The 26761-nt window shown below is 55.0% G+C and carries 24 protein-coding genes; 11 read left to right on the forward strand and 13 right to left on the reverse strand.

Going from position 1 to position 26761, the window contains the following annotated elements:
• Nucleotides 1-540 precede the first annotated feature (540 nt).
• Nucleotides 541-1563, forward strand: coding sequence for an HTH-type transcriptional regulator GalR (gene galR, locus ACQG1K_RS17805; protein WP_367075785.1), 1023 nt, complete (start codon nt 541-543; stop codon nt 1561-1563).
• Here galR and ACQG1K_RS17810 read toward each other — a convergent pair.
• The 4 genes from ACQG1K_RS17810 to ACQG1K_RS17825 form a co-directional block, all read right to left on the reverse strand.
• Nucleotides 1518-1994 (reverse strand): GNAT family N-acetyltransferase, encoded by a 477-nt coding sequence (locus tag ACQG1K_RS17810; protein ID WP_023306858.1) that lies wholly within the window; start codon nt 1992-1994, stop codon nt 1518-1520. The two genes, galR and ACQG1K_RS17810, sit on opposite strands and share 46 nt — an antisense overlap.
• Nucleotides 1991-2764 (reverse strand): GntR family transcriptional regulator, encoded by a 774-nt coding sequence (locus tag ACQG1K_RS17815; protein ID WP_022649243.1) that lies wholly within the window; start codon nt 2762-2764, stop codon nt 1991-1993. Before ACQG1K_RS17815 ends, ACQG1K_RS17810 begins: the two co-directional genes overlap by 4 nt.
• A gap of 78 nt (nt 2765-2842) precedes the next feature.
• Nucleotides 2843-4270, reverse strand: coding sequence for a glycoside hydrolase family 1 protein (locus tag ACQG1K_RS17820; protein WP_367075787.1), 1428 nt, complete (start codon nt 4268-4270; stop codon nt 2843-2845).
• Nucleotides 4271-4277: 7 nt separating this feature from the next.
• Nucleotides 4278-5603, reverse strand: coding sequence for a PTS sugar transporter subunit IIC (locus tag ACQG1K_RS17825; RefSeq protein ID WP_003862812.1), 1326 nt, complete (start codon nt 5601-5603; stop codon nt 4278-4280).
• Between the two features lie 299 nt (nt 5604-5902).
• On the opposite strand from ACQG1K_RS17825, the gene ACQG1K_RS17830 reads away from it, so the two are divergent.
• Nucleotides 5903-6940 (forward strand): LacI family DNA-binding transcriptional regulator, encoded by a 1038-nt coding sequence (locus ACQG1K_RS17830; protein WP_367075788.1) that lies wholly within the window; start codon nt 5903-5905, stop codon nt 6938-6940.
• On the opposite strand, the gene lysA is transcribed toward ACQG1K_RS17830, so the two are convergent.
• On the reverse strand, nt 6910-8172 hold the full coding sequence (gene lysA / locus ACQG1K_RS17835; protein ID WP_426720773.1) for a diaminopimelate decarboxylase: 1263 nt from the start codon (nt 8170-8172) through the stop codon (nt 6910-6912). The two genes, ACQG1K_RS17830 and lysA, sit on opposite strands and share 31 nt — an antisense overlap.
• Nucleotides 8173-8292: 120 nt before the next feature.
• Between lysA and ACQG1K_RS17840 the strand changes: the two genes are divergently transcribed.
• Nucleotides 8293-9219 (forward strand): LysR family transcriptional regulator, encoded by a 927-nt coding sequence (locus tag ACQG1K_RS17840; RefSeq protein ID WP_367075790.1) that lies wholly within the window; start codon nt 8293-8295, stop codon nt 9217-9219.
• Here ACQG1K_RS17840 and ACQG1K_RS17845 read toward each other — a convergent pair.
• Nucleotides 9214-9906, reverse strand: a complete 693-nt coding sequence (locus ACQG1K_RS17845) for an aspartate/glutamate racemase (protein WP_062933179.1) — start codon at nt 9904-9906, stop codon at nt 9214-9216. The genes ACQG1K_RS17840 and ACQG1K_RS17845 overlap by 6 nt on opposite strands.
• A 135-nt stretch (nt 9907-10041) precedes the next feature.
• Between ACQG1K_RS17845 and ACQG1K_RS17850 the strand changes: the two genes are divergently transcribed.
• Entirely contained in the window at nt 10042-10365 is a 324-nt protein-coding gene (locus ACQG1K_RS17850; RefSeq protein WP_022649249.1) for a cupin domain-containing protein, read from the forward strand.
• A 33-nt stretch (nt 10366-10398) separates the two neighbouring features.
• Here ACQG1K_RS17850 and wzz(fepE) read toward each other — a convergent pair whose 3' ends face one another.
• Nucleotides 10399-11535, reverse strand: a complete 1137-nt coding sequence (wzz(fepE), locus tag ACQG1K_RS17855; RefSeq protein ID WP_063849467.1) for an LPS O-antigen length regulator Wzz(fepE) — start codon at nt 11533-11535, stop codon at nt 10399-10401.
• A 543-nt stretch (nt 11536-12078) separates the two neighbouring features.
• Between wzz(fepE) and ACQG1K_RS17860 the strand changes: the two genes are divergently transcribed.
• From ACQG1K_RS17860 to ACQG1K_RS17875, 4 genes are read left to right on the forward strand one after another with little or no spacing between them, the layout of a single operon-like run.
• Entirely contained in the window at nt 12079-12969 is an 891-nt protein-coding gene (locus ACQG1K_RS17860; protein WP_003862825.1) for a carbohydrate ABC transporter permease, read from the forward strand.
• Entirely contained in the window at nt 12962-13864 is a 903-nt protein-coding gene (locus ACQG1K_RS17865) for a carbohydrate ABC transporter permease (RefSeq protein ID WP_022649251.1), read from the forward strand. The genes ACQG1K_RS17860 and ACQG1K_RS17865 overlap by 8 nt, the downstream gene beginning before the upstream one ends.
• A gap of 12 nt (nt 13865-13876) precedes the next feature.
• On the forward strand, nt 13877-15004 hold the full coding sequence (locus ACQG1K_RS17870; protein WP_228338409.1) for an ABC transporter ATP-binding protein: 1128 nt from the start codon (nt 13877-13879) through the stop codon (nt 15002-15004).
• A gap of 13 nt (nt 15005-15017) precedes the next feature.
• Nucleotides 15018-16304, forward strand: coding sequence for an ABC transporter substrate-binding protein (locus tag ACQG1K_RS17875; protein ID WP_228338408.1), 1287 nt, complete (start codon nt 15018-15020; stop codon nt 16302-16304).
• A 70-nt stretch (nt 16305-16374) separates the two neighbouring features.
• On the opposite strand, the gene araE is transcribed toward ACQG1K_RS17875, so the two are convergent.
• From araE to kduI, 3 genes are all read right to left on the reverse strand, one after another.
• The gene (gene araE / locus ACQG1K_RS17880; RefSeq protein WP_022649253.1) at nt 16375-17790 is read right to left on the reverse strand and encodes an arabinose-proton symporter AraE; all 1416 of its coding nucleotides are present in this window, start codon (nt 17788-17790) and stop codon (nt 16375-16377) included.
• Between the two features lie 312 nt (nt 17791-18102).
• Nucleotides 18103-18864, reverse strand: a complete 762-nt coding sequence (gene kduD / locus ACQG1K_RS17885; protein WP_003862835.1) for a 2-dehydro-3-deoxy-D-gluconate 5-dehydrogenase KduD — start codon at nt 18862-18864, stop codon at nt 18103-18105.
• A 63-nt stretch (nt 18865-18927) separates the two neighbouring features.
• Nucleotides 18928-19764, reverse strand: coding sequence for a 5-dehydro-4-deoxy-D-glucuronate isomerase (gene kduI, locus ACQG1K_RS17890; RefSeq protein ID WP_017382863.1), 837 nt, complete (start codon nt 19762-19764; stop codon nt 18928-18930).
• A gap of 300 nt (nt 19765-20064) precedes the next feature.
• Here kduI and ACQG1K_RS17895 point away from each other — a divergent pair, with 300 nt between their 5' ends.
• Nucleotides 20065-21240, forward strand: a complete 1176-nt coding sequence (locus tag ACQG1K_RS17895) for an oligogalacturonate lyase family protein (protein WP_022649254.1) — start codon at nt 20065-20067, stop codon at nt 21238-21240.
• A 288-nt stretch (nt 21241-21528) separates the two neighbouring features.
• Entirely contained in the window at nt 21529-22686 is a 1158-nt protein-coding gene (locus ACQG1K_RS17900; protein WP_023305267.1) for a DDE-type integrase/transposase/recombinase, read from the forward strand.
• Between the two features lie 268 nt (nt 22687-22954).
• Here ACQG1K_RS17900 and ACQG1K_RS17905 read toward each other — a convergent pair whose 3' ends face one another.
• The 3 genes from ACQG1K_RS17905 to ACQG1K_RS17915 all read right to left on the reverse strand — a co-directional run bounded on the left by ACQG1K_RS17905 (nt 22955) and on the right by ACQG1K_RS17915 (nt 26096).
• Complete coding sequence (locus ACQG1K_RS17905) at nt 22955-23638, reverse strand: oligogalacturonate-specific porin KdgM family protein (protein WP_022649255.1); 684 nt, start codon at nt 23636-23638, stop codon at nt 22955-22957.
• A 320-nt stretch (nt 23639-23958) separates the two neighbouring features.
• A complete protein-coding gene (locus ACQG1K_RS17910) occupies nt 23959-25137 on the reverse strand; it encodes an acetyl-CoA C-acetyltransferase (RefSeq protein WP_022649256.1) in 1179 nt (392 codons plus the stop codon).
• A 92-nt stretch (nt 25138-25229) separates the two neighbouring features.
• Nucleotides 25230-26096, reverse strand: a complete 867-nt coding sequence (locus ACQG1K_RS17915; RefSeq protein WP_161177531.1) for a LysR family transcriptional regulator — start codon at nt 26094-26096, stop codon at nt 25230-25232.
• A 101-nt stretch (nt 26097-26197) separates the two neighbouring features.
• On the opposite strand from ACQG1K_RS17915, the gene ACQG1K_RS17920 reads away from it, so the two are divergent.
• Nucleotides 26198-26662, forward strand: coding sequence for a multidrug/biocide efflux PACE transporter (locus ACQG1K_RS17920; protein ID WP_022651793.1), 465 nt, complete (start codon nt 26198-26200; stop codon nt 26660-26662).
• The last annotated feature ends 99 nt before the right edge of the window (nt 26663-26761 follow it).

The following is a 26761-nucleotide window of genomic DNA, read 5'->3' on the forward strand; positions in this document are numbered from 1 at the left end:
AAAAACAGAGGCGAAAAAAAACCTGCGCATCCGCGCAGGTTGGTGCAAGTGAAGAGTACGAAAACGTACCAGGAATTCTCACCAATCAATACCTCTGGGATCTTGATTGTGGCCTCCGGCGACAGGCTTCGCCAGCAGGAAAACGCAAGGGAATGAGCCGAAGTGCAACCAGGTGTGAATAATCTCTTTTGCTGTTACAGGTTGAACTTACAGGCAAAAAAAAACCTGCGTAAAACGCAGGTTGGTGTAAATCGTGTTAATCAACCGAAGTTGATTCCACCTATCAATACCTCTGGGATCTCGACTCTAGCAATTCACAACGCATCGTTGCCAACGGACAATCGCAACAGCCTGAGGCAAAGTGTAACTAAAGGTTCAGATTGACATTATTCAGACATGACTGGCCGTGTAACGATTACACCGCGAGGGATGTTCTGCTTCACGTTTGCAGAGGACGCTCACCCGCTCCCCTTGAATGCACGCCGCTTTTCCGCAACACTAGTTAGTGTGTAAACGCTTACCCCTATAAGAAGGTATTGAATGGCGACAATTAAGGATGTGGCTCGTCTGGCCGGTGTTTCCGTCGCGACCGTCTCCCGCGTGATCAACAACTCCCCTAAAGCGAGTGATGCATCACGCCAGGCCGTGCAGGACGCCATGGAAAACCTGAATTATCACCCTAACGCCAACGCACGCGCCCTTGCCCAACAGTCGACAGAAACCATCGGGCTGGTGGTCGGGGATGTATCCGATCCGTTTTTCGGTGCGATGGTCAAAGCCGTAGAACAAGTTTCTTATCACACCGGTAATTTCCTGCTGATTGGTAATGGCTACCACAATGAACAGAAAGAACGCCAGGCCATTGAGCAGTTGATCCGTCATCGCTGTGCGGCGCTGGTGGTCCATGCCAAAATGATCCCCGACGCCGAGCTGATCCATCTGATGAAACAGATGCCGGGGATGGTGATTATCAACCGTATTATTCCCGGATTTGAAACCCGCTGCGTGGCGCTCGACGACCGTTACGGCGCATGGCTCGCAACCCGTCACCTGATCCAGCAGGGCCATACCCGAATTGGTTATCTGTGCTCCAACCACCCAATTTCCGATGCGGAAGATCGCCTTCAGGGCTATTACGACGCGCTGCGCGAAGCCGGTCTGCCGTGCAACGATCGTCTTGTGGCGTACGGAGAACCGGATGAGAGTGGCGGCGAGCAGGCGATGACCGAGCTGCTGGGCCGCGGGCGGAATTTCACCGCCGTGGCCAGCTATAACGACTCCATGGCCGCCGGCGCAATGGGCGTGCTGAATGATAACGGAATCGACGTCCCGGCAGAAATTTCGCTGATTGGCTTTGATGATGTGCTGGTGTCGCGCTACGTGCGCCCTCGCCTGACCACCGTGCGCTACCCGATTGTGACCATGGCAACGCAGGCGGCAGAACTGGCGTTAGCGCTGGCCGAGCATCGCCCGCCATCGGAAATTACCCACCTGTTCAGCCCAACCTTAGTGCGCCGTCACTCGGTGGTATCGCCCGCGGAAGCCGTGAGCGAACAGCGATAGAGATGGACGGTTTTATCCGGGTATTCCAGCGCATCACCGATGTAGTGCCAGCCGTAACGTTCGTAGAAGTCGCGGCAGGCAGACCAGAGATGAAGCTCGTGATACCCGGCGCGTCGCGCGTAGCCGATAACATGCTGCTGAAGTTTTCCCGCCAGCCCGTTTCCCCGCGCGGCTTCATCGACATACAGCGCAGCCAGCCAGGGATGAAGATCCTGCCGGGAAATTAAATCGCAACGCCACAACCCAACGGTGCCCAGCAGCTGGTCATCCTCAACGGCAATAAAGGTGAGCGGTAACTCGCCTGGCGTCAGGCTGTGCTCGACAATGCTCTGGAAAAAGGCACGCGGCATACCTTCACCAAACGCGTTCCAGATCCAGTCGATCACCTGCTGTGTAAACTGCGGCGCAGCGTGAAGCGGCAGTATATTCACACCAGCTTCCCCTGGAAAAGAGGGACCGATTCGAAGAGATAGCCGTCAAAATCGGGCGCGTCTTCGTCTGACAGCTCGAGCAGGCTCTTTTTGACGTTTTCAAGATGCTGGAACATCGCCTGCCACGCCCCCATCACGTCGCGGCGGCGGAGCGCAGCGAGAATGGTTTGCCTGTCTCCGAGCCACTTCAGGCGCCAGGCGCGGCTGGCGATATGGCCATTGAACTGCTGCCACAGCGGACTGCTGTCCATGTGATGCCAGACGCTCTCAACCGTCGCCAGCAGCATCTGGTTTTGTGTGGCCCCAGCCAGCACCAGGTGGAACATTTTGTTGTTGTCCTGGCTGCGATCGTCGACGGCAATCGCCCGTTGCTCTTGCTCGATAATGCGGCGCAGGTTGTCGATGTCCGCCCGTGTCGCCATTTTTGCGGCAAAGGCAGCGATGTTGCTTTCAAGCAGTTGACGCGCCTGGAGAATTTCAAACGGCCCAACGTCACTGTTCAGAAAACGCTCTTCCTCGTTTTCATGCTCTTCCGGAATGCGCATCACGTACACGCCAGAACCCTGGCGAATATCCACCGTCCCCTGAAGCTCAAGCATCAGCAGCGCCTCGCGCACGATAGTGCGGCTGACGCCATACGTCTCGGCGATGTTGCGCTCCGGCGGCAGACGCGATCCCACGGGATAATGCCCCTGGATAATCTGCGCCCGTAAATCCTCGCCAATCTCCTGGTACTGTTTTTTTTCCGGCAGGATGACAGCCTTATCCACGTTTTCACCTGTGTTTTTCAGTTAATGCGCGGGCCGGACGTCCTCCCGGCCAGTTTGTGCGCTATTTTACCAGAAGGCTTACTTCCATTCATCGTCTACCCTGAGCGTCAGCACACGCTCATCGCGCAGCTGGCGGAACCAGGACGCTGATTTCTTTGCCCGCCGTGCGCGTTGATTTTCAAGGTCGATCTCAATCAGCCCGTAGCGGTTTTTAAACGCGTTCATCGGGGAGACATTGTCGGTGAAGGCCCACAGCATATAACCGTGACAGTTCGCCCCCGCCTCCCGCGCCAGCAGCGTGTAGTAGAGATGTTCGCTGATAAACGCGATGCGGTACGTGTCGTCAATGACACCGTCACGATTGCGATACTGCACTTCGTTCCCCACGCCCATCCCGCTTTCCGCCACAAACCAGTCAATGTTGCGATAGTCGTTTTTAATCCGCATCGCCATGTCGTAAATAATGCGCGGAAAGATCTCCCAGCCGCGGGAGGTGTTCATACGCCGTCCGGGCAGCTCAAACGGCTCGTAGTAGTACGCCGGATGGAACGGCGTCTCCGGGTGCCAGGCGCGGGACGGGGCTTTGACGCGATGCGGGTAATAGAGGTTAATGCCCAGCTCATCGACGGTGTTGTCGGCAATCAGCGCCAGCTCGTCAGCCGTGTAGTCCCACTGCACCTGATGCTGCGCCAGCAGGGTAAAGAGCGCCTGCGGATAGCGCCCGTGCACCAGCGGGTCGAGAAAGACGCGGTTGTAGAACAGATCGTACATCTCTGCCGCTCGCACGTCATGCGGCGCGCGGGAGCGCGGATAGGTCACTTCCGGGTTAAGAATACAGCCCACCGTGCCGTCATACCCTTTCTCGCGAAACAGCTTCACCACTTTCGCCGTCGCCAGCACCTTATGGTGGTTCCACTGCATCCAGGTGCTGGTGCTCTGCTCATAGGGCCAGCGCAGCGCGTCAAGGTAGACGCGCGTCTGGACCACAATCGGTTCGTTGAAGGTAAACCAGCGGGTGACTTTGCCGTGAAAGCGCTCAAATACCTTTTCTGCATAGCGAACGAACAGCTCGACGACGTGCTTTGACGCCCAGCCGCCGTAGGTCTCCAGCAGCACGCCCGGCAATTCGTAGTGTTCCAGGCAGATCATCGGCTCAATGCCCTGACGGTGCATTTCATCGAACAGCGCGTCGTAATACGCGGCGTACTCTTCATCTACCGTCGCATTTTCATAGTCGGTTAAAAAGCGCGACCAGTTGATCGAGGTGCGATAGTGCGTCAGTCCCGCCTGCTTCATCAGCGCTACATCTTCGCGGAAGCGATTGATAAAGTCGGTTGCCACCGCCGGACCATAGCCGTTATGCCAGACGTGACGATCGTTCATGTACCAGAGATCGATCCACGAATCCTGCCCCGGCTTTTTGCCGCTCCAGCCCTCGGTCTGCCAGGCCGATGCCGCCGCGCCCAGAATAAAATCTTGCGGTATGGCTATCTGTTTTGTGCTCATCGTATCCTCATGCGTTATCGGTGGCTTGTTGCAGTGCGGCCTGCTCTGCGCGGCGTGAAGCAATTTTCACAAACGGCAGATAGATAATCACCGCGGTCACGATGCAGATAAACTGGGTGATGACCGCCCCCATGGAGCCCGCCGTTGACAGCCAGGCGTTGATCAGCGGCGGCGTGGTCCAGGGCACCATTACCACGGCTTTCCCGGCAAATCCGGTCACGGTGGCAAAGTAGCCAATCGAGCCCGTCACCAGCGGCGTGATGATGAAGGGGATAGCCAGGATCGGGTTGAGCATGATTGGCATACCGAAGATCACCGGCTCATTGATATTAAAAATACCCGGCCCGATGGAGAGCTTGGCTATCTCCTTCATCTCTTTACGTTTGGTGGCAATCATGACGGCTATCAGCAGGCCGATGGTCAGGCCGGAGCCGCCGATGCTCATATAGACGTCCCAGAACGGCATGGTGATGATGTTTGGCACCTCTTTGCCCTGCTCGAACGCGCTCATGTTAACGGTGATTGCCCCCAGCAGCAGCGGCTCGCGGATCGGCTTGATCATCTGGTTGCCGTGAATACCAATCACCCAGAACAGCTGGGCGACAAACATCAGCAGCAGGATCCCCGGCAGGCTTTGCACCACGCGCTCCAGCGGCTGTTGCACCACCTGGTATACCGCGTCGTAGAGATACATGCCGGTAATCTGATGAAACACGAAGCCAAAGGTGGCGATGGCGGTGGTGGTGATAATGGCCGGGATCAGCGCAGAGAACGACGCGGCAACGTTCGGCGGCACCGTGTCCGGCATCCTGATTTTCAGCCCCTTGCGGTTTTCCAGCCAGCAGTAGATCTCCACCGACAGGATGGCGATAAACATACCGAGGAACAGGCTGCGGGTATCTGAGAACTGGCGCAGCAGCACATCTTTCACCACGTGCATCTCACCGTCCACCAGCATTTCCACCGTGGTCGGCGTCACGCAGATAAAGCAGATCACCGCCAGCAGGCCGGGGAACAGGGACTTAATGCCGTTAATACGCCCCAGCTCAATGCCGATTAAAAACACCGCGCCGATGTTGAGAAAGTTCAGCGTGGCGTAGTTGAGCGCGCTGGTGATCGGCTTTAAGGCCGCGAGAAACGACAGCGACTGAAAGCTCGCCAGACCGTTTTTCGGATCCAGCACCATATTGGAGATCAATACCGAGAACGCCCCCACAATGATGACTGGCATTAAGGTAATAAACGCAGACTTGATCGCCTGGATATAGCGATAGCTGTTGAAGGTAGTGGCAAAACTGCCCAGAGCGTCGATCAGTTTTTCCTGAAATGCCATAGGGTAATACCTCAGTAAAAGGGCTTTTATTGAATAAGGTGTACAGCCGGATACTATTGGTATGCCAAAAATAGCGTCCACAGGCGATTTGTTCTGTGATTAAGCTCCCAACGCCGTTAGAGGTATTCCAGATTATGATTTATCACCATTTTGGTATACCAATGGCAGGCATTTATTCCGCGGGCGAGGATCGTTACTGAAAAGCGTGATCGTTATGGGGTTTTGTCCTTCCCACGTCGCTTATGCGCCAGATGGTCTGTGTTAAACTGCAAACCATTACGTGGAAACAGGAATTTCGAATGGCAACAATGCTGGATGTCTCACTGCGTGCGGGCGTGTCGAAGGCCACCGTTTCGCGCGTGCTGAACGGCACAGGTCAGGTTAAAGAGAGCACGCGCCAGCAGGTATTTCGCGCGATGGAGGAGCTGGGCTATCGTCCGAACTTTCTCGCGCGCTCGCTGGCTAACCAGACCAGCAACAGCATCGGTCTGGTCGTCTCGACGTTCGACGGTTTTTACTTTGGTCGTTTGCTACAGCAGGCGTCACGGCAGACCGAAACGCACGGTAAACAGCTGATTGTTACCGACGGTCACGATGCCCCTGAACAGGAAGAACTGGCGGTGCAGATGCTCGCCGACCGCAAGTGCGACGCCATCGTGCTGTACACGCGCTACATGAGCGAAAAGACGATCCTGAAGCTGATCAACAGCGTGCAGACGCCGCTGGTGATCATTAACCGCGAAGTGAGCCAGGCGGCGGATCGCTGCGTCTTCTTTGAACAGCAGGACGCAGCCTTCAAAGCGGTGGATTACCTGATAAGCCAGGGCCATCGGGAGATCGCCTGTATCACCGTCCCGATCCACACCCCAACGGGTAAAGCGCGGCTGATGGGCTACCGTAAGGCGCTGGAGAAGCACGATATTCGTCTCGATGAGCGGCGGATTAAATACGGCGATGCAGGCATGACGCGGGGTTACGAGCTGTGCAAGGAGCTGATTGCGGAAAAGACATCGTTCAGCGCCCTGTTTGCCTGTAATGATGATATGGCCCTGGGCGCCTCCAAAGCATTACACCAGGCCGGGCTGAAGATCCCGCAGGATATTTCGCTGTTTGGTTTTGACGATGCCCCCAGCGCAAAGTGGCTGGAGCCTGCCCTGTCGTCGGTGTATTTGCCGATCGACAACATGATCGTCACGGCGATCGACCAGGCGATCCGGCTGGCAAAAAACCAGCCGGTTGAAGCGATCCCACCGTTCACCGGCACGCTGGTGTTACGCGATTCGGTGACAACAGGGCCCTGGTTTAATCAGACCAGCTCTAACGCCAGCAATTCCTGAATGGTCTGGCGACGGCGAATCAGCCGCGCCACGCCATTATCAAACAGCACTTCCGGCAGCAGCGGACGGCTATTGTAGTTCGAAGACATAGACGCCCCGTATGCACCGGTATCATGCAGCACCAGATAATCTCCCGGTTTTACCTCTGGCAGCGAACGGGTTTCGACTTTCCCGCCTTCCTGCTGAGTAAAGACGTCACCGGATTCACACAGCGGGCCGGCAACAACGGTCTCGATGCGCGGGGCGTTGACCAGATCGCGGCCATCGGCGGCAAGCGCGGTGATGTGATGATAGCTGCCGTACATGGACGGGCGCATCAGGTCGTTGAAGCCAGCATCAATCAGCACAAAGTGACGGCTTCCCATCTCCTTCACGCTCCGCACCTGCGCCACCAGCACGCCAGCTTCGGCGACCAGGAAACGACCCGGCTCAATCTCCAGCTTCACCGCATGGCCCAGATGAGCGGCGATGCTGTCACGCGCGGCGCTCCACAGGCCGTAATAGTGATCCGTGTCGATCGCCTCCTCCCCTTCGCGGTAAGGGATCGAAAGCCCTCCCCCGGCGGAGATCGCCTCCAGATCTTGGCCAAAATCGATAACCTGACGCACCATCGCGCCACAGACCTGCTCAAGATGGCCATAATCCACGCCGGATCCGATATGCATGTGAATACCCACCAGCTTAAGGTTATAACGTTGTAAAACCTCCAGCGCCGCAGGCATATCGGCATACCAAATCCCGTGCTTGCTGTTTTCGCCCCCGGTGTTGGTTTTCTGACTGTGACCGTGACCAAAGCCCGGGTTGATGCGCAGCCAGACGCGATGGCCCGGGGAAACCTGCCCAAGCTGTTCCAGCATATCCACCGAACCGGCATTCACCGGGATTTGCAGCTCGTGCACGCGCGCCAGCGTGGCGTCGTCTATCAGGTCAGCGGTGAAGACGATCGCGTCGCTATCGGCCTTTGGATCAAACCCGGCCGCCAGCGCACGTTCGATTTCACCCAGCGATACGGAGTCAACCTTCACGCCCTGCTCGCGCATCATGCGCAGAATATGAATATTGGAGCAGGCCTTCTGCGCAAAACGCACCACGTCAAACTGATGCAGCGCGGCGATTTTCTCGCGAACAATCTGCGCATCGTAGACCCACACCGGACAGCCGAATTCGGCAGGCAGGCGCAGCAGGTTATCGGCGTTTAAATCGGTTTCGGTCTGGTTGAGCGGGCGTTGCATGGTCGTCTCCGGTATTCTGTTTTTTATCATTACGCCATAGCCTGAAGAGAATAAAAAATATCGTTTTATCGTGAGTCTATGCAAAAATGATATGGACCACGCTCAGCCATCAGGTGCCCTATGCCCGCCGTTAACCTACGCCATATCGAGATTTTTCATGCGGTGATGACCACCGGCAATCTCACTGAAGCCGCGCAGATGCTGCACACCTCGCAGCCGACGGTCAGCCGCGAGCTGGCGCGTTTTGAGAAAGTGCTGGGGCTGAAGCTGTTTGAACGCACCCGCGGCAGGCTGCATCCAACTGTGCAGGGTTTACGTCTTTTTGAGGAGGTTCAGCGCTCCTGGTACGGGCTGGATAGGATCGTGAGCGCGGCGGAGAGCCTGAGGGAGTTTCGCCAGGGCGAGCTGTCCATCGTCTGCCTGCCGGTCTTTTCTCAGTCGTTCCTGCCGGTACTGCTACAGCCGTTTCTGGCCCGCTATCCGGAGGTCAGCCTGACCATCGTGCCGCAGGAGTCGCCGCTGCTGGAGGAGTGGCTTTCGGCCCAGCGCCACGATCTGGGTCTGACCGAAACCCTCGTCACGCCAGCGGGAACGGAACGCACGGAGCTGCTCTCGCTGGATGAGGTCTGCGTGCTGCCTGCCAGCCACCCGCTTGCTTTCAAAGCAGTTCTGACCCCGGCAGATTTTCACGGTGAGAACTATATCAGCCTGTCGCAGACCGACAGCTACCGACAGCTTCTGGATGGCCTGTTTGCCGAACATCAGGTGAAGCGGCGGATGGTGATGGAAACGCACAGTGCGGCATCAATTTGCGCGATGGTGCGCGCGGGCGTGGGTATTTCGGTGGTGAACCCGCTCACGGCTATGGACTACGCCAGCAGCGGCGTGGTTCTGCGCCGTTTTAGCGTTTCCGTTCCCTTTACCGTAAGCCTGATCCGCCCGCTGCACCGGCCCACCTCAGCGCTGGTTGATGCCTTTAGTGAACACCTGATTGCGCACGCGCGTCAGGTGGCGCTTCGGTTACCTGACCTGCAAAAACCTTTATGACAGCATAAACTCCACCGCATCCGCGGCATGGATGGCGGCGGTATCAAAGACCGGTATCGGGCTTTGGTCTGCCGGCACCAGCAGGCCAATTTCGGTACAGCCAAAGATGACCCCTTCCGCCCCCTGCTGCGCCAGTTTCTCAATCACGCTGACGTACCAGGCGCGCGAAGTTTCGCTGAAGGTGCCGAGGCACAGTTCATCAAAAATAATCTGATTAATGCGCGCCCGGTCTGCCTCCTCCGGGATCAGGCTTTCAATCCCGAACTGGCTACTCAGCCGCCCGCGGTAAAAATCCTGCTCCATGGTGTAGCGCGTCCCCAGCAGCGCCACGCGCGTCATGCCGGCGGCACGTATGGCACGCCCGGTGGCATCCGCGATATGTAAGAACGGCAGCGAACAGCGGTCTTCAATATGCGACGCCACCTTATGCATGGTGTTGGTACACAGCAGAATACCCTGCGCGCCCGCACGCTCCAGGCCAAGTGCGGCGTCCGCCAGCATTTGCCCGGCTTTGTCCCACTCCCCGCTCGACTGGCAGGCTTCTATTTCATGGAAATCCACGCTGTGCAGCAGCAGGCTGGCCGAATGCAGACCGCCCAGACGCTGTTTGACGCCTTCATTAATCAGGCGGTAGTACGGGATCGTTGATTCCCAGCTCATGCCCCCTAACAGACCGATCGTTTTCATCTTTCCTCCTGTACGTTTCACCCAGTGAAGCAAACTTGTGATCGCCTTTCCAGTTATTTGGCTAAACGTTTTCTTTTCGCTGCGGCTGAGATAAGTTAAATGAAACAATGTTTCATTACATAACAGGGCGAAAATATGTTTATTTTCCATAAAGAGACCACGCTTGAGGATTTGGGCAACGGCGTGACGCGTCGTATTCTGGCGCACGATGGCAGGATGATGGCGGTGGAAGTGAATTTCGAGCAAGGTGCGATTGGCCCGCTGCATAACCACCCGCATGAGCAGCTCACCTACGTTCTCTCGGGGGAATTTGAGTTCACCATTGGCGAGGAAAAGCATGTGGTGACGGCGGGCGACACTCTCTATAAAAAGCCGCACGTGATGCACGGCTGCGTTTGCCTCAAACCCGGCACCTTGCTGGATACCTTTACGCCGGTACGCGAGGATTTCCTGAAATAAAAAAAGGCGCTCATCAGAGCGCCTTTTTTCATGTTATTCCGTAACCGGCTCAGGAAGTTGTTCCGGCAGCGGGTTGCGGGAGCGCATTGCTTCGCGCAGCAGCACGCTGCCACAGGCGAACAACCCACCCAGAATACCCGCCAGCAGCACGATCAGTGCTTTGCCCGGGCCATCTTTTTTCACCGGCATAGAAGGAGAGAGCTGGTATTTGAACGGCTCCAGGCTCACGTCTTCGAAGGAGAGTTTTTGCAGCTGCGCCAGATAGTATTCGCGGTTCTGGAAATCTGCGTTCAGCTCAGAAACATCCTTCAGATTTTTTTCAATCTGCAATTTCTGCGCAATCCCGTCCGCGCCGAGCGCGACGGAGTAATCCGGATCATCTTTCACCGCCTGTCCGTTACTGTAAACCGGCTTTTTGATCCCTGCCGCGTTCGCCACTTCCAGCGAGTAGTTAAGGCGTTGCAGGTTGGTATTGTGGATATTGGTCAGTCGAACCCGATCCAGCTCCAGCTGCTGCTGAACCGTTTTGGTTCTCAGGATCAGCTGATCGCGGATGTTTTGCATGGTCTCCTGCTCGACGATGCGGGAAATGTACTGAATGTAACCATTTAACACTTTCTGCGCGTCCTCTGCCGTTGGGGCAGTGAAGCTTAACGTCCAGGAGAGATACGGTGCTTTATCAGCATTTTTTTCCTGGGTGTTATCAATAGCCTTCATCTTTTCGGCGATATTGACCACCGCGCGGTGCAGCTCCAGCGGGTCAACCTCAGCGCCATCGAGCTGAGCCATCACGTAAGGTGAGCTCTTCATGTACTCTTCAAGCAGAGACTGGGACTGAAACTTTTTGATAAACAGATTAAACACATCCGCACGGGTAATATTCACGTCGACATCAAGCACCTGGAGCGCCACCATCATCTGGCGCAGCGAACTCCACTGCGTCTGTTCCGCGGGCGTAATGACCGCTTTACTGGTCCATTTTTGCGGTATCAGAAAGGCGATTGCCAGGCCGACCAGTGCAAATGCAAAGACAATGGTGATGATGCGTTTTTTTGCTGCCAGCAGGACGTCCAGCAGACCCAGAAGATCTATTTCTTTAGCGCTGACCGCCGGGGGAGCATAGTGAGGAAAATTGAGATCCGTATGTTTTTTGAAATCCATCGCTGACATAACTGTTCTTCTTTTAAGGATGCAGTGAAATTCTGCCTGGTTGGTTCCGGTTTGAGAAATCATACAAGAATGTAAGAATTATCTGAATGCCGAATTGGTACATCTGCAGACCTGCTATCAGATCTGGTAGTTAGCCACGCTGCGTGACTATTGTTTTTCCCGTTTCCACTTGTGCTTCGTCTCGCCTCCTCGCAGCCCCGACGAACGTCCGTGAAAAGGCAAAAATGCCACCTCCCTCACTATATTGAAACAGCGTTTCGACGCTGATCACATTTCCATCATTAAGCGCATGACGCAGAAATAAATCGCAATAATATAAAATAAAACGATGTTTTAGTATCCAAGAACGGTGGTTCAGCTCTTTTGAAACCCAACGCATTTAGCGCAAAGAGGAAGGCAAAAAAGCGTTAAAAAACAATTTTATATTTAGCCGACGCCAGATATTGCACCCTAAAACTCAGCTCTCATGCCGCGCGATGCTGGCCTGGGAAGATGTAACAAAGCAGATTCCGTTTTAAACCATTGATCGCCAGGTAGGTATGTATGAATGAAAACAAGCTGCTGGGGCTCGCATGGATATCACCCTACATCATCGGGTTGATACTCTTTACGGCATTCCCCTTCGTCTCATCATTTTTCCTCAGCTTTACGGATTACGATTTGATGAGTCCGCCGGTGTTTAACGGCATCGAAAACTATCGCTACATGTTTACCGAAGACACGCTCTTCTGGAAATCAATGGGCGTGACCTTTGCATACGTATTTTTAACCATTCCGTTAAAGCTCGCCTTCGCATTAGGGATTGCCTTTGTCCTGAACTTTAAATTACGCGGCATCGGATTTTTCCGTACTGCCTACTATATTCCGTCGATCCTCGGCAGTTCCGTCGCCATTGCCGTATTGTGGCGCGCCTTATTTGCGATCGATGGCCTGCTGAACAGCTTTATCGGCGTATTTGGTTTTGACCCGGTGAACTGGCTGGGTGAACCGTCACTGGCGCTAATGTCCGTTACCCTGCTGCGCGTCTGGCAGTTCGGTTCCGCGATGGTCATCTTCCTGGCCGCGCTGCAAAACGTACCGCAGTCCCAGTATGAAGCGGCGATGATCGATGGCGCATCGAAATGGCAGATGTTCATGAAGGTGACCGTGCCGCTGATTACGCCGGTGATCTTCTTCAACTTCATCATGCAGACCACGCAGGCGTTCCAGGAATTTACCGGGCCGTACGTGATCACCGGCGGCGGGCCGACCTATTCGACCTACCTGTTCTCGCTCTACATCTACGACACCGCGTTTAAGTATTTCGATATGGGTTATGGCGCGGCGCTGGCGTGGATCCTGTTCCTGGTGGTGGCCGTCTTCGCCGGTATCGCCTTTAAGTCGTCGAAATACTGGGTGTTCTACTCCGCCGATAAAGGAGGCAAAAATGGCTGATATTCAACAACTCTCCACGGCAAGAAGCATCGCCGAACGCGAAGTAGCCCGCACGCTGCGCAGAGAGAAAATCAATGCCACCGTTCGCTATGCGATCCTGCTGTTTGTCGGCCTGCTGATGCTTTACCCGCTGGTGTGGATGTTCTCCGCGTCGTTCAAACCGAACCACGAGATCTTCACCACCCTGAGCCTGTGGCCTGCCCATGCCACCTGGGACGGCTTCATCAACGGCTGGAAAACCGGCACCGAGTACAACTTCGGCCACTACATGCTGAACACCTTTAAGTATGTGATCCCGAAAGTGATCCTGACCATTATCTCCTCCACCATCGTGGCGTATGGCTTTGCCCGCTTCGAGATCCCGTGGAAGAAGTTCTGGTTCGCCACGCTCATTACCACCATGCTGCTACCCAGCACCGTGCTGCTGATCCCGCAGTACCTGATGTTCCGTGAAATGGGCATGCTGAACAGCTATATGCCGCTGTACCTGCCGCTGGCCTTCGCCACCCAGGGGTTCTTCGTCTTCATGCTGATCCAGTTCCTGCGCGGCGTCCCGCGTGACATGGAAGAGGCGGCGCAGATTGACGGCTGTAACTCCCTTCAGGTGCTGTGGTACGTGGTTGTGCCGATCCTTAAACCGGCCATTATCTCCGTCGCCCTGTTCCAGTTCATGTGGTCCATGAACGACTTTATCGGGCCGCTGATTTATGTCTATAGCGTGGATAAATACCCGATTGCACTGGCGCTGAAAATGTCCATCGACGTCACCGAAGGGGCGCCGTGGAACGAAATTCTGGCAATGGCGAGCATCTCCATTCTGCCATCCATCATTGTCTTCTTCCTGGCACAGCGCTACTTCGTACAGGGCGTCACCAGCAGCGGAATTAAAGGTTAAGAGGGAAATACCATGGCTGAAGTTATTTTCAACAAGCTGGAAAAGGTCTACTCCAACGGTTTTAAAGCGGTACACGCTATCGATCTTAAAATCGCCGAAGGGGAATTCATGGTGATCGTCGGCCCATCCGGCTGCGCCAAATCCACTACTCTGCGCATGCTGGCGGGACTGGAAACCATCAGCGGCGGCGAGGTACGTATCGGCGACAAGATCGTGAACAACCTCGCGCCGAAAGAGCGCGGGATTGCGATGGTGTTCCAGAACTACGCCCTCTATCCACACATGACGGTGCGCGAGAATCTGGCCTTTGGCCTCAAGTTGAGCAAGCTGCCGAAAGATCAGATTGAGTCCCAGGTGAATGAAGCCGCTAAAATTCTTGAGCTTGAAGAGCTGCTCGACCGCCTGCCGCGCCAGCTTTCCGGCGGCCAGGCGCAGCGCGTGGCGGTAGGCCGTGCGATTGTGAAAAAACCGGATGTGTTCCTGTTCGATGAGCCGCTTTCAAACCTCGACGCCAAACTGCGCGCCTCGATGCGTATCCGTATCTCTGACCTCCACAAGCAGCTGAAGGCCTCGGGCAAACCGGCGACCACCGTTTACGTGACGCACGACCAGACCGAAGCGATGACCATGGGCGACCGCATCTGCGTGATGAAGCTGGGTCACATCATGCAGGTGGATACGCCAGATAACCTCTACCACAAGCCGAAGAACATGTTCGTGGCGGGCTTTATCGGCGCGCCGGAGATGAATATACGCAAAAGCGTGCTGGTCGAAAAAGCGGGACAGCTGCACATCGCCATTGGTGATGAAACCATGCCGCTGAACGCGGAGAAGCAGGAGAAAGTCGCCGCTTACGCGGGTCAGGAGATCTTCTTCGGCGTGCGTCCGGAATTTGTGTCGCTCTCTGATGAGCCCTTCCCGAACGGCGGCTGTAGCGGGGAGATGGTGCGCGTTGAGAACATGGGCCACGAATTCTTTGTGTACCTGAAGGTCGCGGACTATGAACTGACCGCCCGAATCCCGTCCGATGAAGCTAAGCCAATGATTGATAAGGGCCTTCATCGTAAGGTGTATTTCACGTTTGAGATGAACAAGTGTCATATTTTTGACGCAAAAACTGAACAGAACCTCTCTCTCTGATGGAGTGATAAAAATGAAAAACGTGCTTTTAAGCGCAGCAATCTCCGCGACCCTCGGCCTTACCGCTTTGCCATCGATGGCGCAGAATGTGGATTTACGGATGTCCTGGTGGGGCGGCAATGGCCGTCACCAGGTCACTCTGAAAGCGCTGGAAGAGTTCCATAAGCAGAACCCGGACATCAACGTGAAAGCGGAATACACCGGCTGGGACGGTCACCTCTCCCGTCTGACCACCCAGATTGCGGGCGGCACCGAGCCGGACGTCATGCAGACGAACTGGAACTGGCTGCCGATCTTCTCCAAAACCGGTGACGGCTTCTACGATCTGAACAAGTTGAAGGAGGTGATCGACCTGTCGCAGTTCGATCCCAAAGAGCTGCAAACCACCACCGTGGATGGCAAGCTGAACGGCATTCCGATCTCGGTGACGGCGCGGGTGTTCTACTTCAATGACGAAACCTGGAAAAAAGCGGGTATTGCGTACCCGAAAACCTGGGACGAGCTGATGGCAGCCGGTAAAACCTTCGAGAGCAAGCTCGGTAAGCAATACTACCCGGTGATCCTCGAGCACCAGGATACGCTGGCGCTGCTGAATTCGTACATGATCCAGAAGTACAACATTCCTGCGGTGGATGAGAAAACCAAAAAGTTCAGCTACACAAAGGAACAGTGGGTGGAGTTCTTCCAGACCTACAAAAAGCTGATCGACAGCCACGTCATGCCGGACACCAAATACTATGCCTCGTTTGGTAAGAGCAACATGTATGAGATGAAGCCGTGGATCCAGGGAGAATGGGGCGGCACCTATATGTGGAACTCCACCATCAACAAATATTCCGACAACCTGAAGCCACCGGCGAAACTGGAGCTGGGCAGCTACCCAATGCTGCCGGGCGCCACCGACGCGGGCCTGTTCTTCAAACCGGCGCAAATGCTGTCGATTGGTAAGTCGACCAAAAACCCGGAAGCGGCGGCGAAGCTGATTAATTTCCTGCTCAACAGCAAAGAAGGGGTCGATACGCTGGGCCTTGAGCGTGGCGTACCGCTGAGCAAAGTAGCGGTGCAGTATCTGACTGAAGACGGCACCATTAAAGAGGACGATCCTTCCGTGGCAGGCCTGCGTCTGGCGCAGTCGCTGCCGGCGAAACTCACCGTCTCGCCATACTTTGACGACCCACAGATTGTGGCGCAGTTCGGTACTTCTTTGCAGTATATCGACTACGGCCAGAAAACCGTGGAAGAGACGGCCGCTGACTTCCAGCGTCAGGCGGAGCGTATTTTGAGACGTGCGATGCGGTAAACACTAAGCCGCTTACCGGGCCTACACGGTATCGTAGGCCCGGTAAGCGAAGCGCCACCGGGCAATTACATTACACGCCGATATTACGTAGTTTCTCCCCTCTCATCAGCTTGCGTTCAATATGCTCCAGGGTCACGCCCTTGGTTTCGGGGATCAGCCAGAAGGTCACACCGATAAACGCCACGTTCAGCACCGTATAGAGCCAGAAGGTGCCTGCCGCGCCAATCGCATCCAGCAGCGTCAGGAAGGTCGCGCCAATGATCATGTTCGACACCCAGTTGGTGGTGGTGGAACAGGTGATACCAAAGTCGCGGCATTTCAGCGGCTGTATTTCAGAGCACAGGATCCACACCACCGGCGCGGCGCTCATCGCGTAACCGGCGATACACATCATGGTCATGCCCACGGAGAGCCAGGAGAGGCCGCTTGACGCCGTGCCGTTATCGAACTGCATCAGGCAGTAGCCAAGGATTAAGGTGCCGAGCGCCATCACGCTAAAGCCAATTTTCAGGGCGGGTTTACGTCCGGCCTTATCAACGGTGAAAACCGCGATAAAGGTGGCGAACATAAAGGTCAGCCCCACCACCAGCGTGGCGATCATCTGCTGTTCGGTGGTGGTAAAACCGGCCATTTTAAAAATGCGCGGGGCGTAATACATAATGATGTTCATCCCCGTAAACTGCTGCATCGCCTGTAACAGCATGCCGAGGAACACCGCGCGGCGCACGTTGCGGTTCGCCTTAAACAGGGACCAGCCGCCCTGCTTCAGCTTCAGGCTTTCGCGGATTTCGTTCAGCTCTTCACGCGCTTTTTCAGACGTGTCGCGCAACATGCGCAGCACCTCTTCCGCCTCCACGTGACGCCCTTTTTGCGCCAGCCAGCGCGGGCTGTTCGGCAGGAAAATGACTAACACAATCAGCACCAGCGCAGGCAGCGCCAGCACGCCAAGCATTGCCCGCCAGTTGCCGCTGTAGCTGAAGTACGTATCCGACAGAAACGCCAGCACGATACCGAGCGTCACCATCAGCTGGTACATGCTGATCATCTTCCCTCGCACGTTCTCACTTGCCATTTCAGAGAGATAAAGCGGCGCGGTGTAGGACGCGATACCCACCGCTACGCCAAGCAGCACGCGTGAAAGCAGCAGCACTTCTATGTTTGTCGCAAACGCGGAGCCGATGGAGCCTGCGACGAACAGGATCGCCCCAACCATCAGGCTGTATTTGCGCCCGAGACGGAACGACAGCCAGCCGTTAAACAACGCGCCGATGGCCGCGCCCAGCATCATGCTGCTTACCACCCACTCTTGCAGGCGGTTGCTTAACGTAAAGTGGTCGGTAATAAAGGGCAGTGCGCCAGCGATAACGCCGATATCCAGACCAAACAGTAGACCGGCTACGGCGGCCGCAACAGAAACAAACTGGTTCATGCGTCGGGTATCGCGCAGCGCAGCGGGCATAAGGGTAGAGTCATTTATAGATGTCATAGTTTCCTGCCTCAACAGCGAAATTCGTTAAGTGAAATTACGAGATACCGGAAGAAAGTGTCAGGTCGGAACTGGTGAAGATATGGATTATTTCGCTACGACATACCGTTCTGTGATGGACATTACAATTTCAAATCAGGGTGGTTTAACCTTATTTTTTATTAATTAGTTAATATTTAAGCAATAAATGTGTGATACCCGTCATTTATTCCTTTTTAGTATGGATTTTTCATCTTTAAGGATATGGATAAAGCCAATTTTGGCGCAAAAAAAACCTCCACCCGAGGGCAGAGGTTCTTTATTAAGGCTGAATTAACGTGCCAGCCAGCCGCCGTCAACGGCGACGGTATAGCCGTTAATGTAATCCGAAGCCGGAGAAGCCAGGAACACAACCGGGCCCATCAGATCGCTCGGCAGACCCCAGCGACCCGCTGGAATACGTTCCAGAATTGCCGCGCTGCGCTCTTCATCAGCACGCAGCTGCTGGGTATTGTTGGTGGCCATGTAGCCCGGCGCAATCGCGTTGACGTTGATATTGTGCTGCGCCCACTCGTTCGCCAGCAGACGGGTCACGCCCATCACGGCGCTCTTCGATGCGGTGTAAGACGGTACGCGGATGCCGCCCTGGAAAGAGAGCATGGAGGCAATATTGATGATCTTCCCGCCTTTCCCCTGCGCGATGAAGTGCTTCGCAGCCGCCTGGGACATAAAAAACACGCTCTTGATGTTCAGGTTCATCACGTCGTCCCAGTCCGTTTCGCTGAAGTTAATCGCATCTTCACGGCGAATCAGGCCCGCATTGTTGACCAGAATATCGATATGCCCGAACTCCGCCACCGCGCGATCCAGCAGTTCAGGGATCGCATCGATTTTGCGCAGGTCCGCAGTCAGGCTCAGGAAACGACGGCCCAGCGCGGTGACGCGCTCGATGGTTTCCGTTGGCTCTACGATGTTAATCCCGACGATATCACAGCCCGCTTCCGCCAGACCTAACGCCATACCCTGCCCCAGCCCGGTGTCACACCCGGAAACCACAGCCACTTTACCCTGCAGAGAAAATGCATCCAGAATCATGTTTGTTCCTTAATCGTTCAGCGCCTGTCACCAACAGGCAGATGTATGCTTAACTGCCTGCGACTAGCGCAGATCCTTAACAGCGACGTGGTCCATGTCATCGAAGACCTGGTTTTCACCGACCATACCCCAGATAAAGGTATAAGCTTTCGTTCCCACGCCAGAGTGGATGGACCAGCTTGGCGAAATGACCGCCTGCTCGTTGTGCATCACGATATGGCGAGTTTCCTGCGGCTGTCCCATCATGTGGAACACGCAGGCATCTTCATCCATGTTGAAGTAGAAATAGACTTCCATGCGGCGCTCGTGGGTATGGCACGGCATGGTGTTCCACAGGTTGCCCGGCGCAAGCTCGGTCAGCCCCATGCTGAGCTGGCAAGTTTCCAGCACATCCGGTACGAAGTATTTATTGATGGTGCGGCGGTTGCTGGTGAGGTTGTCACCAAGGGTCACCGGGGCAACGTCCGCTGGCGTGACTTTTTTGGTTGGGTAAGTCGTATGAGCCGGGGCGCAGTTGTAGTAGAACTTCGCCGGTTTGCTGCCATCGATGCTGGCGAACACCACTTCTTTCGCGCCTTTTCCGACGTACAGCGCGTCACGGTGACCAATTTCGTAGCACTGGCCATCGACGGTTATGGTGCCCGGCCCGCCAATGTTAATCACGCCCAGTTCACGGCGTTCGAGGAAGTAGCTCACGCCCAGCTGTTTGCCCACTTCACCGCCCACGGAGACGGTTTTCGCCACCGGCATAATCCCGCCCACAATAATGCGGTCAATATGGCTGTAGACCATGGTGTACTTGTCGGCTTCGAACACTTGCTCAACTAAAAACTCACTGCGCAGCCCCTGAGTATCCAGCGTTTTTGCGTGCGCACTGTGGATGCTTTGTCTGACGTCCACGTAAACCTCCAGAATTGATCGTGCCCGAAGGCAAAGATGAATAACGAAACAATGTTCCGTTTTCGTGATGAACACATATTATCCCCTGTACATGGGGTTTTCAATTACATTTAAAACAACGTTTCATTTTTTCTGTATGTTTATGCCAGAAATGGTGTTTCGATCACGATAAATCTTTAAGCCCCTCAATCTGGCTAAAGAAACTGAGAATTTGCGCTGTCAGTCACACACAATGAAACGATGTTTTGATAATTTAACACCTAGTTTTCAACCTATATTACGCGTTCAAAGGAGTGCATTATGGCTAAAGGTATGCGGGTCAAGCTGAACTACGAGGTCAGCCGCGATCCGGATACAGGCGTGGAAGTTACCCGCCTGACCCCACCGGAAGTAACCTGTCATCGCAACTACTTTTACCAGAAGTGCTTCTTTAACGATGGCAGCCACCTGCTGTTCGCCGGGGAGTTCGACGGTCACTGGAACTATTACCTGCTGGATCTGAAAAACGCCGAAGCGGTGCAGCTGACCGAAGGCGCGGGCGATAACACCTTTGGCGGGTTCCTCTCTCCGGACGATCAATCCCTCTACTATGTGAAGAACGATCGCACCCTGCTTGAGGTGGATTTAAAGACGCTGGCAGAGCGCGAAGTGTACCGTGTCCCGGAAGAGTGGGTTGGCTACGGCACCTGGGTCGCGAACAGCGACTGCACCAAACTGGTGGGTATTGAGATTGCCAGACGTGACTGGACGCCACTCAACGACTGGAAAATTTTCCACGACTTCTTCCACAAAGGGCCGCACTGCCGCCTGCTGCGCGTTGATCTAAAAACGGGTGAAAGCACCACCATCCATGACGAGAAGATCTGGCTGGGACATCCGATTTATCGCCCGTTCGATGACAATACCGTGGCCTTCTGTCATGAAGGGCCACACGACCTGGTTGACGCCCGCATGTGGCTGGTCAACGAAGATGGCAGCAACGTGCGGAAAGTGAAAACGCACGCGGAAGGGGAAAGCTGCACGCATGAATTTTGGGTGCCGGACGGGTCCGCGCTGATCTACGTCTCTTACCTGAAAGGTCAGCAAGGGCGCACCATCTCCCGCTTCAATCCGGACACCGGCGTGAATGAAGCGGTAATGAACATGCCCGCCTGTTCGCACCTGATGAGCAACGTCGACGGCACCATGCTGGTTGGCGACGGTTCCGGCACGCCTGTCGATGTGAAAGACACCGGCGGCTACACCATTGATAACGATCCTTATCTGTATGCCTTTGACGTGGCGAAGAAAGCCTATTACCGCATTGCCCGTCATGACACTTCCTGGGCTACGGTGGCGAACAGCCGCCAGGTAACCCACCCGCATCCGTCCTTCACGCCGGACGAAAAAGCGGTGCTGTACAGTTCCGATAAAGACGGCAAACCAGCCCTCTATATCGCGAAACTCCCCGAGCAACCTGAAATGTTGCATGCCTGAATGAGTTAGTGTTTCTGTAACTGGCCTTGCCCTCCGATTCGGAGGGCTTTTTTTTGGGTGATTGCGACGCTTTTTGCCGGGTGGCGCTAACGCTTACCCGGCCTACGAAACGACTGATTGGAGAGAAAGTGTAGCCGGGTAAGCGCATCGCCATCCGGCATACGAAACGACGGAGTAGAAGGAAAGTGTAGGCCGGGTAAGCGCAGGGTATGAACCGGAAACATGGGTAACACTTTAGACCGGATACATGGGTAACAGTTATAACTGGCATAGAAGAGGAGACTCGCTATGCCCTGGACTGAGACGCGACCTATGCAACGCCTTGATTTCATCCGTGCCTGCCATGCAGGTACGGATTCTTTTTCTGCCCTCTGCCGTCTCTTCGGCATCAGTCGAAAAACCGGTTACAAATGGCTTCAGCGTTTTGACCCCTCTGACCTGTCATCTCTCTCTGACCGGTCGCGTGCTCCGCACTCCCACTCCCGGACAGTTCCTGATGATATCGCCGGGCAGCTTACGGCCCTGAGGCAAAAACACCCTGACTGGGGCCCCAAAAAACTGCGGATGTGGCTGCTCAATCATCACGTCGATTTTACCGTCCCCGCTGCCAGTACTATCGGCGATATCCTCAAGCGTGAAGGCCTGGTTCCGGATAAAAAGCGAAAACGCAGAACCCCGGGCAATCGCCAGCCCCTGACCATCATCAGTGAGAACAATCAGGTCTGGAGCGCTGATTTTAAAGGCAAGTTCAGGCTGCTGAGCCGGAAATACTGTCATCCCTTCACCCTCACCGACAATCACAGCCGGTATCTTCTGAGCTGCCGGGGAGCAGACCGGGAGAGCGAGCCCTTCGTCAGGCAGTGCCTGACGGATGCGTTCCTGGAGTACGGTCTGCCGGAAGTCCTGAGAACGGATAATGGTCAGCCTTTCGCAGGAACAGGTATCGCCGGGTTAAGTCGCCTTGCAGTCTGGCTGATAAAGCTGGGCATCAGACCGGAACGCATCAGAAAGGGGCATCCGGAAGAAAACGGCCGTCATGAGCGAATGCATCGTTCGCTGAAAAGTGCAGTAAAACAGGGCAACATATTTATGACGATGGAAGAACAACAGCGGTGGTTCAGTGGCTACCGGGAAGAGTTTAACTACGAAAGGCCGCATGAAGCCCTGGCGGGTGCAACGCCCGGAACGGTATGGCAACCCTCAGGCCGGCACTGGGATGGCAGGGTTCCTGAATATGCTTATCCGGAAGGAGGTACGGTCTACAGGGTGAAATCAAGGGGGACACTCTATATGGGGAAAAAGGGGACGGTGTTCCTGAGTGAAGCGCTGACTGATGAGTACATCATGCTGGAAGAACAAGATGATGGCCTGGAGGCCATCATCTTTAATGGAATAACGCTTGCGTACTACGACCGAAAAACCCAGAGTGTGCTCCGGATAGACTGAAAAGTGTTACCTATGTTCCCGGTCTGATCTGTTACCTATGTATCCGGTCATACAGCAGCGCCATCCGGCATACGAAACGACGGAGTGGAAGGAAAGTGTAGGCCGGGTAAGCGCAGGGCCACCCGGCATACGAAACGACGGAGTGGAAGGAAAGTGTAGGCCGGGTAAGCGCATCGCCATCCGGCATACGAAACGACGGAGTGGAAGGAAAGTGTAGGCCGGGTAAGCGAAGCGCCACCCGGCGGTTTTTAGCGAAGAAGCTGGATTATCAGAAGGAGTACGCCACGCCTAAACGGAAACGGGTCTGGCGTTCGTCAGTGTCTTTAACCCCCACGTTGCCCACCTCAACATACGGTGCCCAGTTTTTATCCCATTTGTAGGCGAGCTTGGCGTTATATTCATTGGAATAATCTTTATTGTTATTTCGGGCCACGCCTTCAGAGCTTTTCGCGTAAACATAGTTCAGCTCGGTACGCCAGTCACCTAATACCCAACCGACCCACGCATCACCACGGTTAACTTTATCATCGTCCTTATTTGAGCTTGACGGGTAGCGGGTATATTCATAACGGTAACGCGCGGCCACGTAGAAGCCATTATCGAAACTATATTGCACATGCAGATTCGGTTTATAAATGGTACGACTGTCTGTGCTTTCAATCGTAAACGCAGGCGTCAGGGCGATATTGTCTGTCGCTTTCCAGCGCCAGCTAATCTGATCTTCGTGACCGTTCCCCACTACATCCGCGAATGGCTGATCTGCCTTGTCCCCGCCTGATTTCCACTTCGCCTCGACTGAAAAACCGAAGCCATTATCAAAGCGGTGCGAGACGGCAACACGGTCGGCATTCGAGCCGCTGTCAATATATTCGTGACGCAGATCGACGGTCACGGCGCTAACCGCAAAAGAGGCACTAATAAGGGAAGCAAGGAGCAGAGATTTCTTAAACATGAAAAAACCCTCAATTAAAATAACGTTTCGTTTTTATGAAACTTGAGTTTATTTTTTATGTACCGTTATTTTAGTGACAAGGATCGAAATTATTTGTTTCATTTTTTTTGGCAAAGATCGACGTGAACCTCATCAACAAAAAAGGCGTATAACGCATAAATTCCAGGCGTGAGATCACACTAAGAACTTCACAAAGCGAATAATTCACCGCGCAATAATTATTGTGGGCTTAAGAAAGAACGCAGAAGTGTTAAAAAAGGATTCTGCGGACATAAAAAAACCTCCCGAGGGAGGCTTTTTTATGTCCGCAGAGGGGGAAATTACCGTTCGATAGCCAGGGCTACCCCCTGCCCTCCGCCAATGCAGAGCGTTGCGATCCCTTTTCGGGCGTTACGCTTTTTCATTTCGTGGACTAGCGACACCAGAATGCGGCAGCCGGAAGCGCCAATAGGATGACCGAGCGCGATCGCACCGCCGTTGACGTTGACCCGCAGCGGATCCCATTCCAGCATTTTCCCGACCGAGATCGCCTGTGCAGCAAAGGCTTCATTGACTTCAATCAGATCTACATCGTTCAGCTGCCAGCCCGCCCGCTCAAGACAGCGGCGCGTGGCATAGACCGGGGCGATCCCCATTAACGCAGGATCAACACCCACGCTGGCAAACGCTTTGATGCGCGCCAGCACCGGCAGCGCCAGCTCCTGGGCTTTGCTTTCACTCATCATCATCACCGCCGCCGCACCGTCGTTAATGGATGATGCGTTACCTGCCGTTACAGAACCGAGCGTTTCGAAGGCCGGATCGAGTTTTGCCAGCCCTTCTGCGCTGGCATCGGTGCGCGGCTGCTCGTCGGTATCAACGATGAGCGCTTCGCCGTTCTGGCGTTGGGTACTGACCGGGACAATTTCATCGCGAAAACGGCCGGAGTCGATCGCTGCACGCGCTTTTTGTTGCGAGCTAAGCGCATACGCATCCTGAAGCTCGCGGCTGATGCCGTATTCCCGCGCCAGGTTTTCCGCCGTTACGCCCATATGGTAGTCGTTGAAGGCGTCCCACAGCCCGTCATGAACCAGGCTGTCAAGCAGTTGACTGTTCCCGAGCTGCGCGCCGGTCCGGCTGTCGGTCAGGACATGCGGGGCGCGGCTCATGTTTTCCTGCCCTCCGGCAATGACCACGTCCGCTTCACCGCACTGGATGGCCTGCGTCGCAAGGTGGAGCGCTTTCAAACCTGAACCACAGACGTCGTTGATGGTAATCGCCGAAACGGTATTAGGCAGGCCGCCCTTCAGCGCCGCCTGGCGCGCAGGGTTTTGTCCCGCGCCCGCGGTCAGCACCTGGCCGAGGATCACCTCATCAATTTCATGTGCGGCAACCCCGCTGCGTTCCACCAGCGCTCTTACCACCACGCTGCCGAGATCAACCGCAGAGTGACGCGCAAGCGCTCCCTGAAAACAGCCGATAGCCGTACGTAACGCACCCACTATAACGACATCTTTCATCACGACCTCTGTGCAAAATGACATGACGATAGTAGAGGATTGTTATCAACAATTGACGCAAATGTTTAAAATTAGTGAGTTTAGTCACAGGATTATCGTGCGTCCTGCAAGTACTGGCGCAGCCAGCTTCCGGCGACGCCGGGCGGGGTTCTTTTGTTCCATACCAGATCGATGGCAATCGACCTCGGCCAACCCGGCACGTTCAGCTGCACCAGCGATTTCGATGCGGCAAATTCGTCGACCAGCGCGCAGGGTAACGCGCACCAGCCAAAGCCCTGTACCGCCATGCTTAGCAGCAGCAGGTAGTTCGGCGCAGACCAGACCGGCCCGCGCGCAAGGGGCGCTTCCCGTTCAAGATAGGTACTCAGCCGCAGCTCGCGCCAGCCATGCAGCTCGTCCGCCTGCGTCTCATGTTGCCCTGCCAGAGGATGTCCGGCAGAAACGTAAATAGCCATCCGCGTCTGCATAGGCAGGCGGGTCGCGCCAATATCGGTCGGGTAGCTGTCGCGTGCTTCCGTCAGGCCAATTTGCGCCCGCTCCTTTTGCAGCAGATCGATCACGTCCTCCTCTTCCCCAATCAGACACTCGAATTCGGTGTGCGGAAAACGCTGGTCGAACTGGCTCATCATCTCTTCCAGCACGGTCGGGTTAAGCGTATCGGAGAGAACAAAGGTAAAACGCGCCTCCGTTTGCGCTGTTAAGGATACGGCCAGCTCATCAAGGCGCGCGCTGGCGGCGAGGATTGACTGGACATAGCCCAGCACCTGTTCACCCTGGGCGGTTAACACCGGATGACGGCCCGAGCGATCAAACAGCTCAAAGCCAAGGTCAGCTTCAAGGTTGGCGATGGAGGTGCTGATGGTGGACTGGCTTTTACGCAGCCGTCGTGCCGCAGCTGAAAACGAACCTGCGGCGACAGTTTCAACAAACGCGGTCAGTGCTTCGGGAGAATAACGCATGATGTATCTGCTTTATCGATGGATACCATCTTTTATATATCACCTTAAGCGATAAGAATAGGCCGCATCAACGCCCATACTGGCGTCTATATGAGGTAAATATGCAACATCAGGATGCACTCCAACGTAAATTGCCGGAGCGGATCTTCCATGCCGTCTGTTTTGAAGGTATTGCTACGGCGATCCTCGCTCCTACGGCCGCGTGGCTAATGCAGCGCTCGGTGGTTGAAATGGGGGGGCTCACTATTATTCTGGCGACCACGGCAATGCTCTGGAACATTATCTATAACTTTGGCTTCGACCGTTTCTGGCCCGTTCAGCGGGTGAAGCGCACGGCAAAAGTGCGCGCCCTGCATGCGCTGGGTTTTGAATGCGGCTTTATTGTGATTGGCGTAACCATCGTTGCCGCCGTGCTGGGCGTGACGCTGCTCCAGGCCTTCACGCTGGAGATTGGTTTCTTCCTGTTCTTCCTGCCGTACACCATGCTCTACAACTGGGCGTATGACACCCTGCGGGAGAAAATTATCAAGCGCCGCCAGCAACGTCGCGCCCTGGCAAGCGAATGACCTTCCGGCCGGAGACCTTCTCCGGCCCAACCCCAGCGAAGCAACGGCGACCTCAACGCATAATTATGGTAAATTGCACTCCTTTTTGTTCGTTTTATA

Origin of the sequence: Enterobacter cloacae complex sp. 402C9 (assembly GCF_050030745.1) — a bacterium.
Taxonomy (GTDB): domain Bacteria; phylum Pseudomonadota; class Gammaproteobacteria; order Enterobacterales; family Enterobacteriaceae; genus Enterobacter; species Enterobacter intestinihominis.

Excerpts from the sequence above, each read along its gene's own strand:
- ACQG1K_RS17920 (WP_022651793.1), top strand. The coding sequence starts at position 26,198 with ATGCAACATCAGGATGCACTCCAACGTAAATTGCCGGAGCGGATCTTC.
- ACQG1K_RS17825 (WP_003862812.1), bottom strand. The coding sequence starts at position 5,603 with ATGGCATTTCAGGAAAAACTGATCGACGCTCTGGGCAGTTTTGCCACT.
- ACQG1K_RS17860 (WP_003862825.1), top strand. The coding sequence starts at position 12,079 with ATGAATGAAAACAAGCTGCTGGGGCTCGCATGGATATCACCCTACATC.
- ACQG1K_RS17840 (WP_367075790.1), top strand. The coding sequence starts at position 8,293 with ATGCCCGCCGTTAACCTACGCCATATCGAGATTTTTCATGCGGTGATG.
- ACQG1K_RS17905 (WP_022649255.1), bottom strand. The coding sequence starts at position 23,638 with ATGTTTAAGAAATCTCTGCTCCTTGCTTCCCTTATTAGTGCCTCTTTT.
- galR (WP_367075785.1), top strand. The coding sequence starts at position 541 with ATGGCGACAATTAAGGATGTGGCTCGTCTGGCCGGTGTTTCCGTCGCG.
- araE (WP_022649253.1), bottom strand. The coding sequence starts at position 17,790 with ATGACATCTATAAATGACTCTACCCTTATGCCCGCTGCGCTGCGCGAT.
- kduD (WP_003862835.1), bottom strand. The coding sequence starts at position 18,864 with ATGATTCTGGATGCATTTTCTCTGCAGGGTAAAGTGGCTGTGGTTTCC.
- ACQG1K_RS17820 (WP_367075787.1), bottom strand. The coding sequence starts at position 4,270 with ATGAGCACAAAACAGATAGCCATACCGCAAGATTTTATTCTGGGCGCG.
- ACQG1K_RS17845 (WP_062933179.1), bottom strand. The coding sequence starts at position 9,906 with ATGAAAACGATCGGTCTGTTAGGGGGCATGAGCTGGGAATCAACGATC.
- ACQG1K_RS17865 (WP_022649251.1), top strand. The coding sequence starts at position 12,962 with ATGGCTGATATTCAACAACTCTCCACGGCAAGAAGCATCGCCGAACGC.
- ACQG1K_RS17850 (WP_022649249.1), top strand. The coding sequence starts at position 10,042 with ATGTTTATTTTCCATAAAGAGACCACGCTTGAGGATTTGGGCAACGGC.
- ACQG1K_RS17915 (WP_161177531.1), bottom strand. The coding sequence starts at position 26,096 with ATGCGTTATTCTCCCGAAGCACTGACCGCGTTTGTTGAAACTGTCGCC.
- ACQG1K_RS17875 (WP_228338408.1), top strand. The coding sequence starts at position 15,018 with ATGAAAAACGTGCTTTTAAGCGCAGCAATCTCCGCGACCCTCGGCCTT.
- ACQG1K_RS17900 (WP_023305267.1), top strand. The coding sequence starts at position 21,529 with ATGCCCTGGACTGAGACGCGACCTATGCAACGCCTTGATTTCATCCGT.
- ACQG1K_RS17910 (WP_022649256.1), bottom strand. The coding sequence starts at position 25,137 with ATGAAAGATGTCGTTATAGTGGGTGCGTTACGTACGGCTATCGGCTGT.
- ACQG1K_RS17830 (WP_367075788.1), top strand. The coding sequence starts at position 5,903 with ATGGCAACAATGCTGGATGTCTCACTGCGTGCGGGCGTGTCGAAGGCC.
- ACQG1K_RS17870 (WP_228338409.1), top strand. The coding sequence starts at position 13,877 with ATGGCTGAAGTTATTTTCAACAAGCTGGAAAAGGTCTACTCCAACGGT.
- lysA (WP_426720773.1), bottom strand. The coding sequence starts at position 8,172 with ATGCAACGCCCGCTCAACCAGACCGAAACCGATTTAAACGCCGATAAC.
- ACQG1K_RS17895 (WP_022649254.1), top strand. The coding sequence starts at position 20,065 with ATGGCTAAAGGTATGCGGGTCAAGCTGAACTACGAGGTCAGCCGCGAT.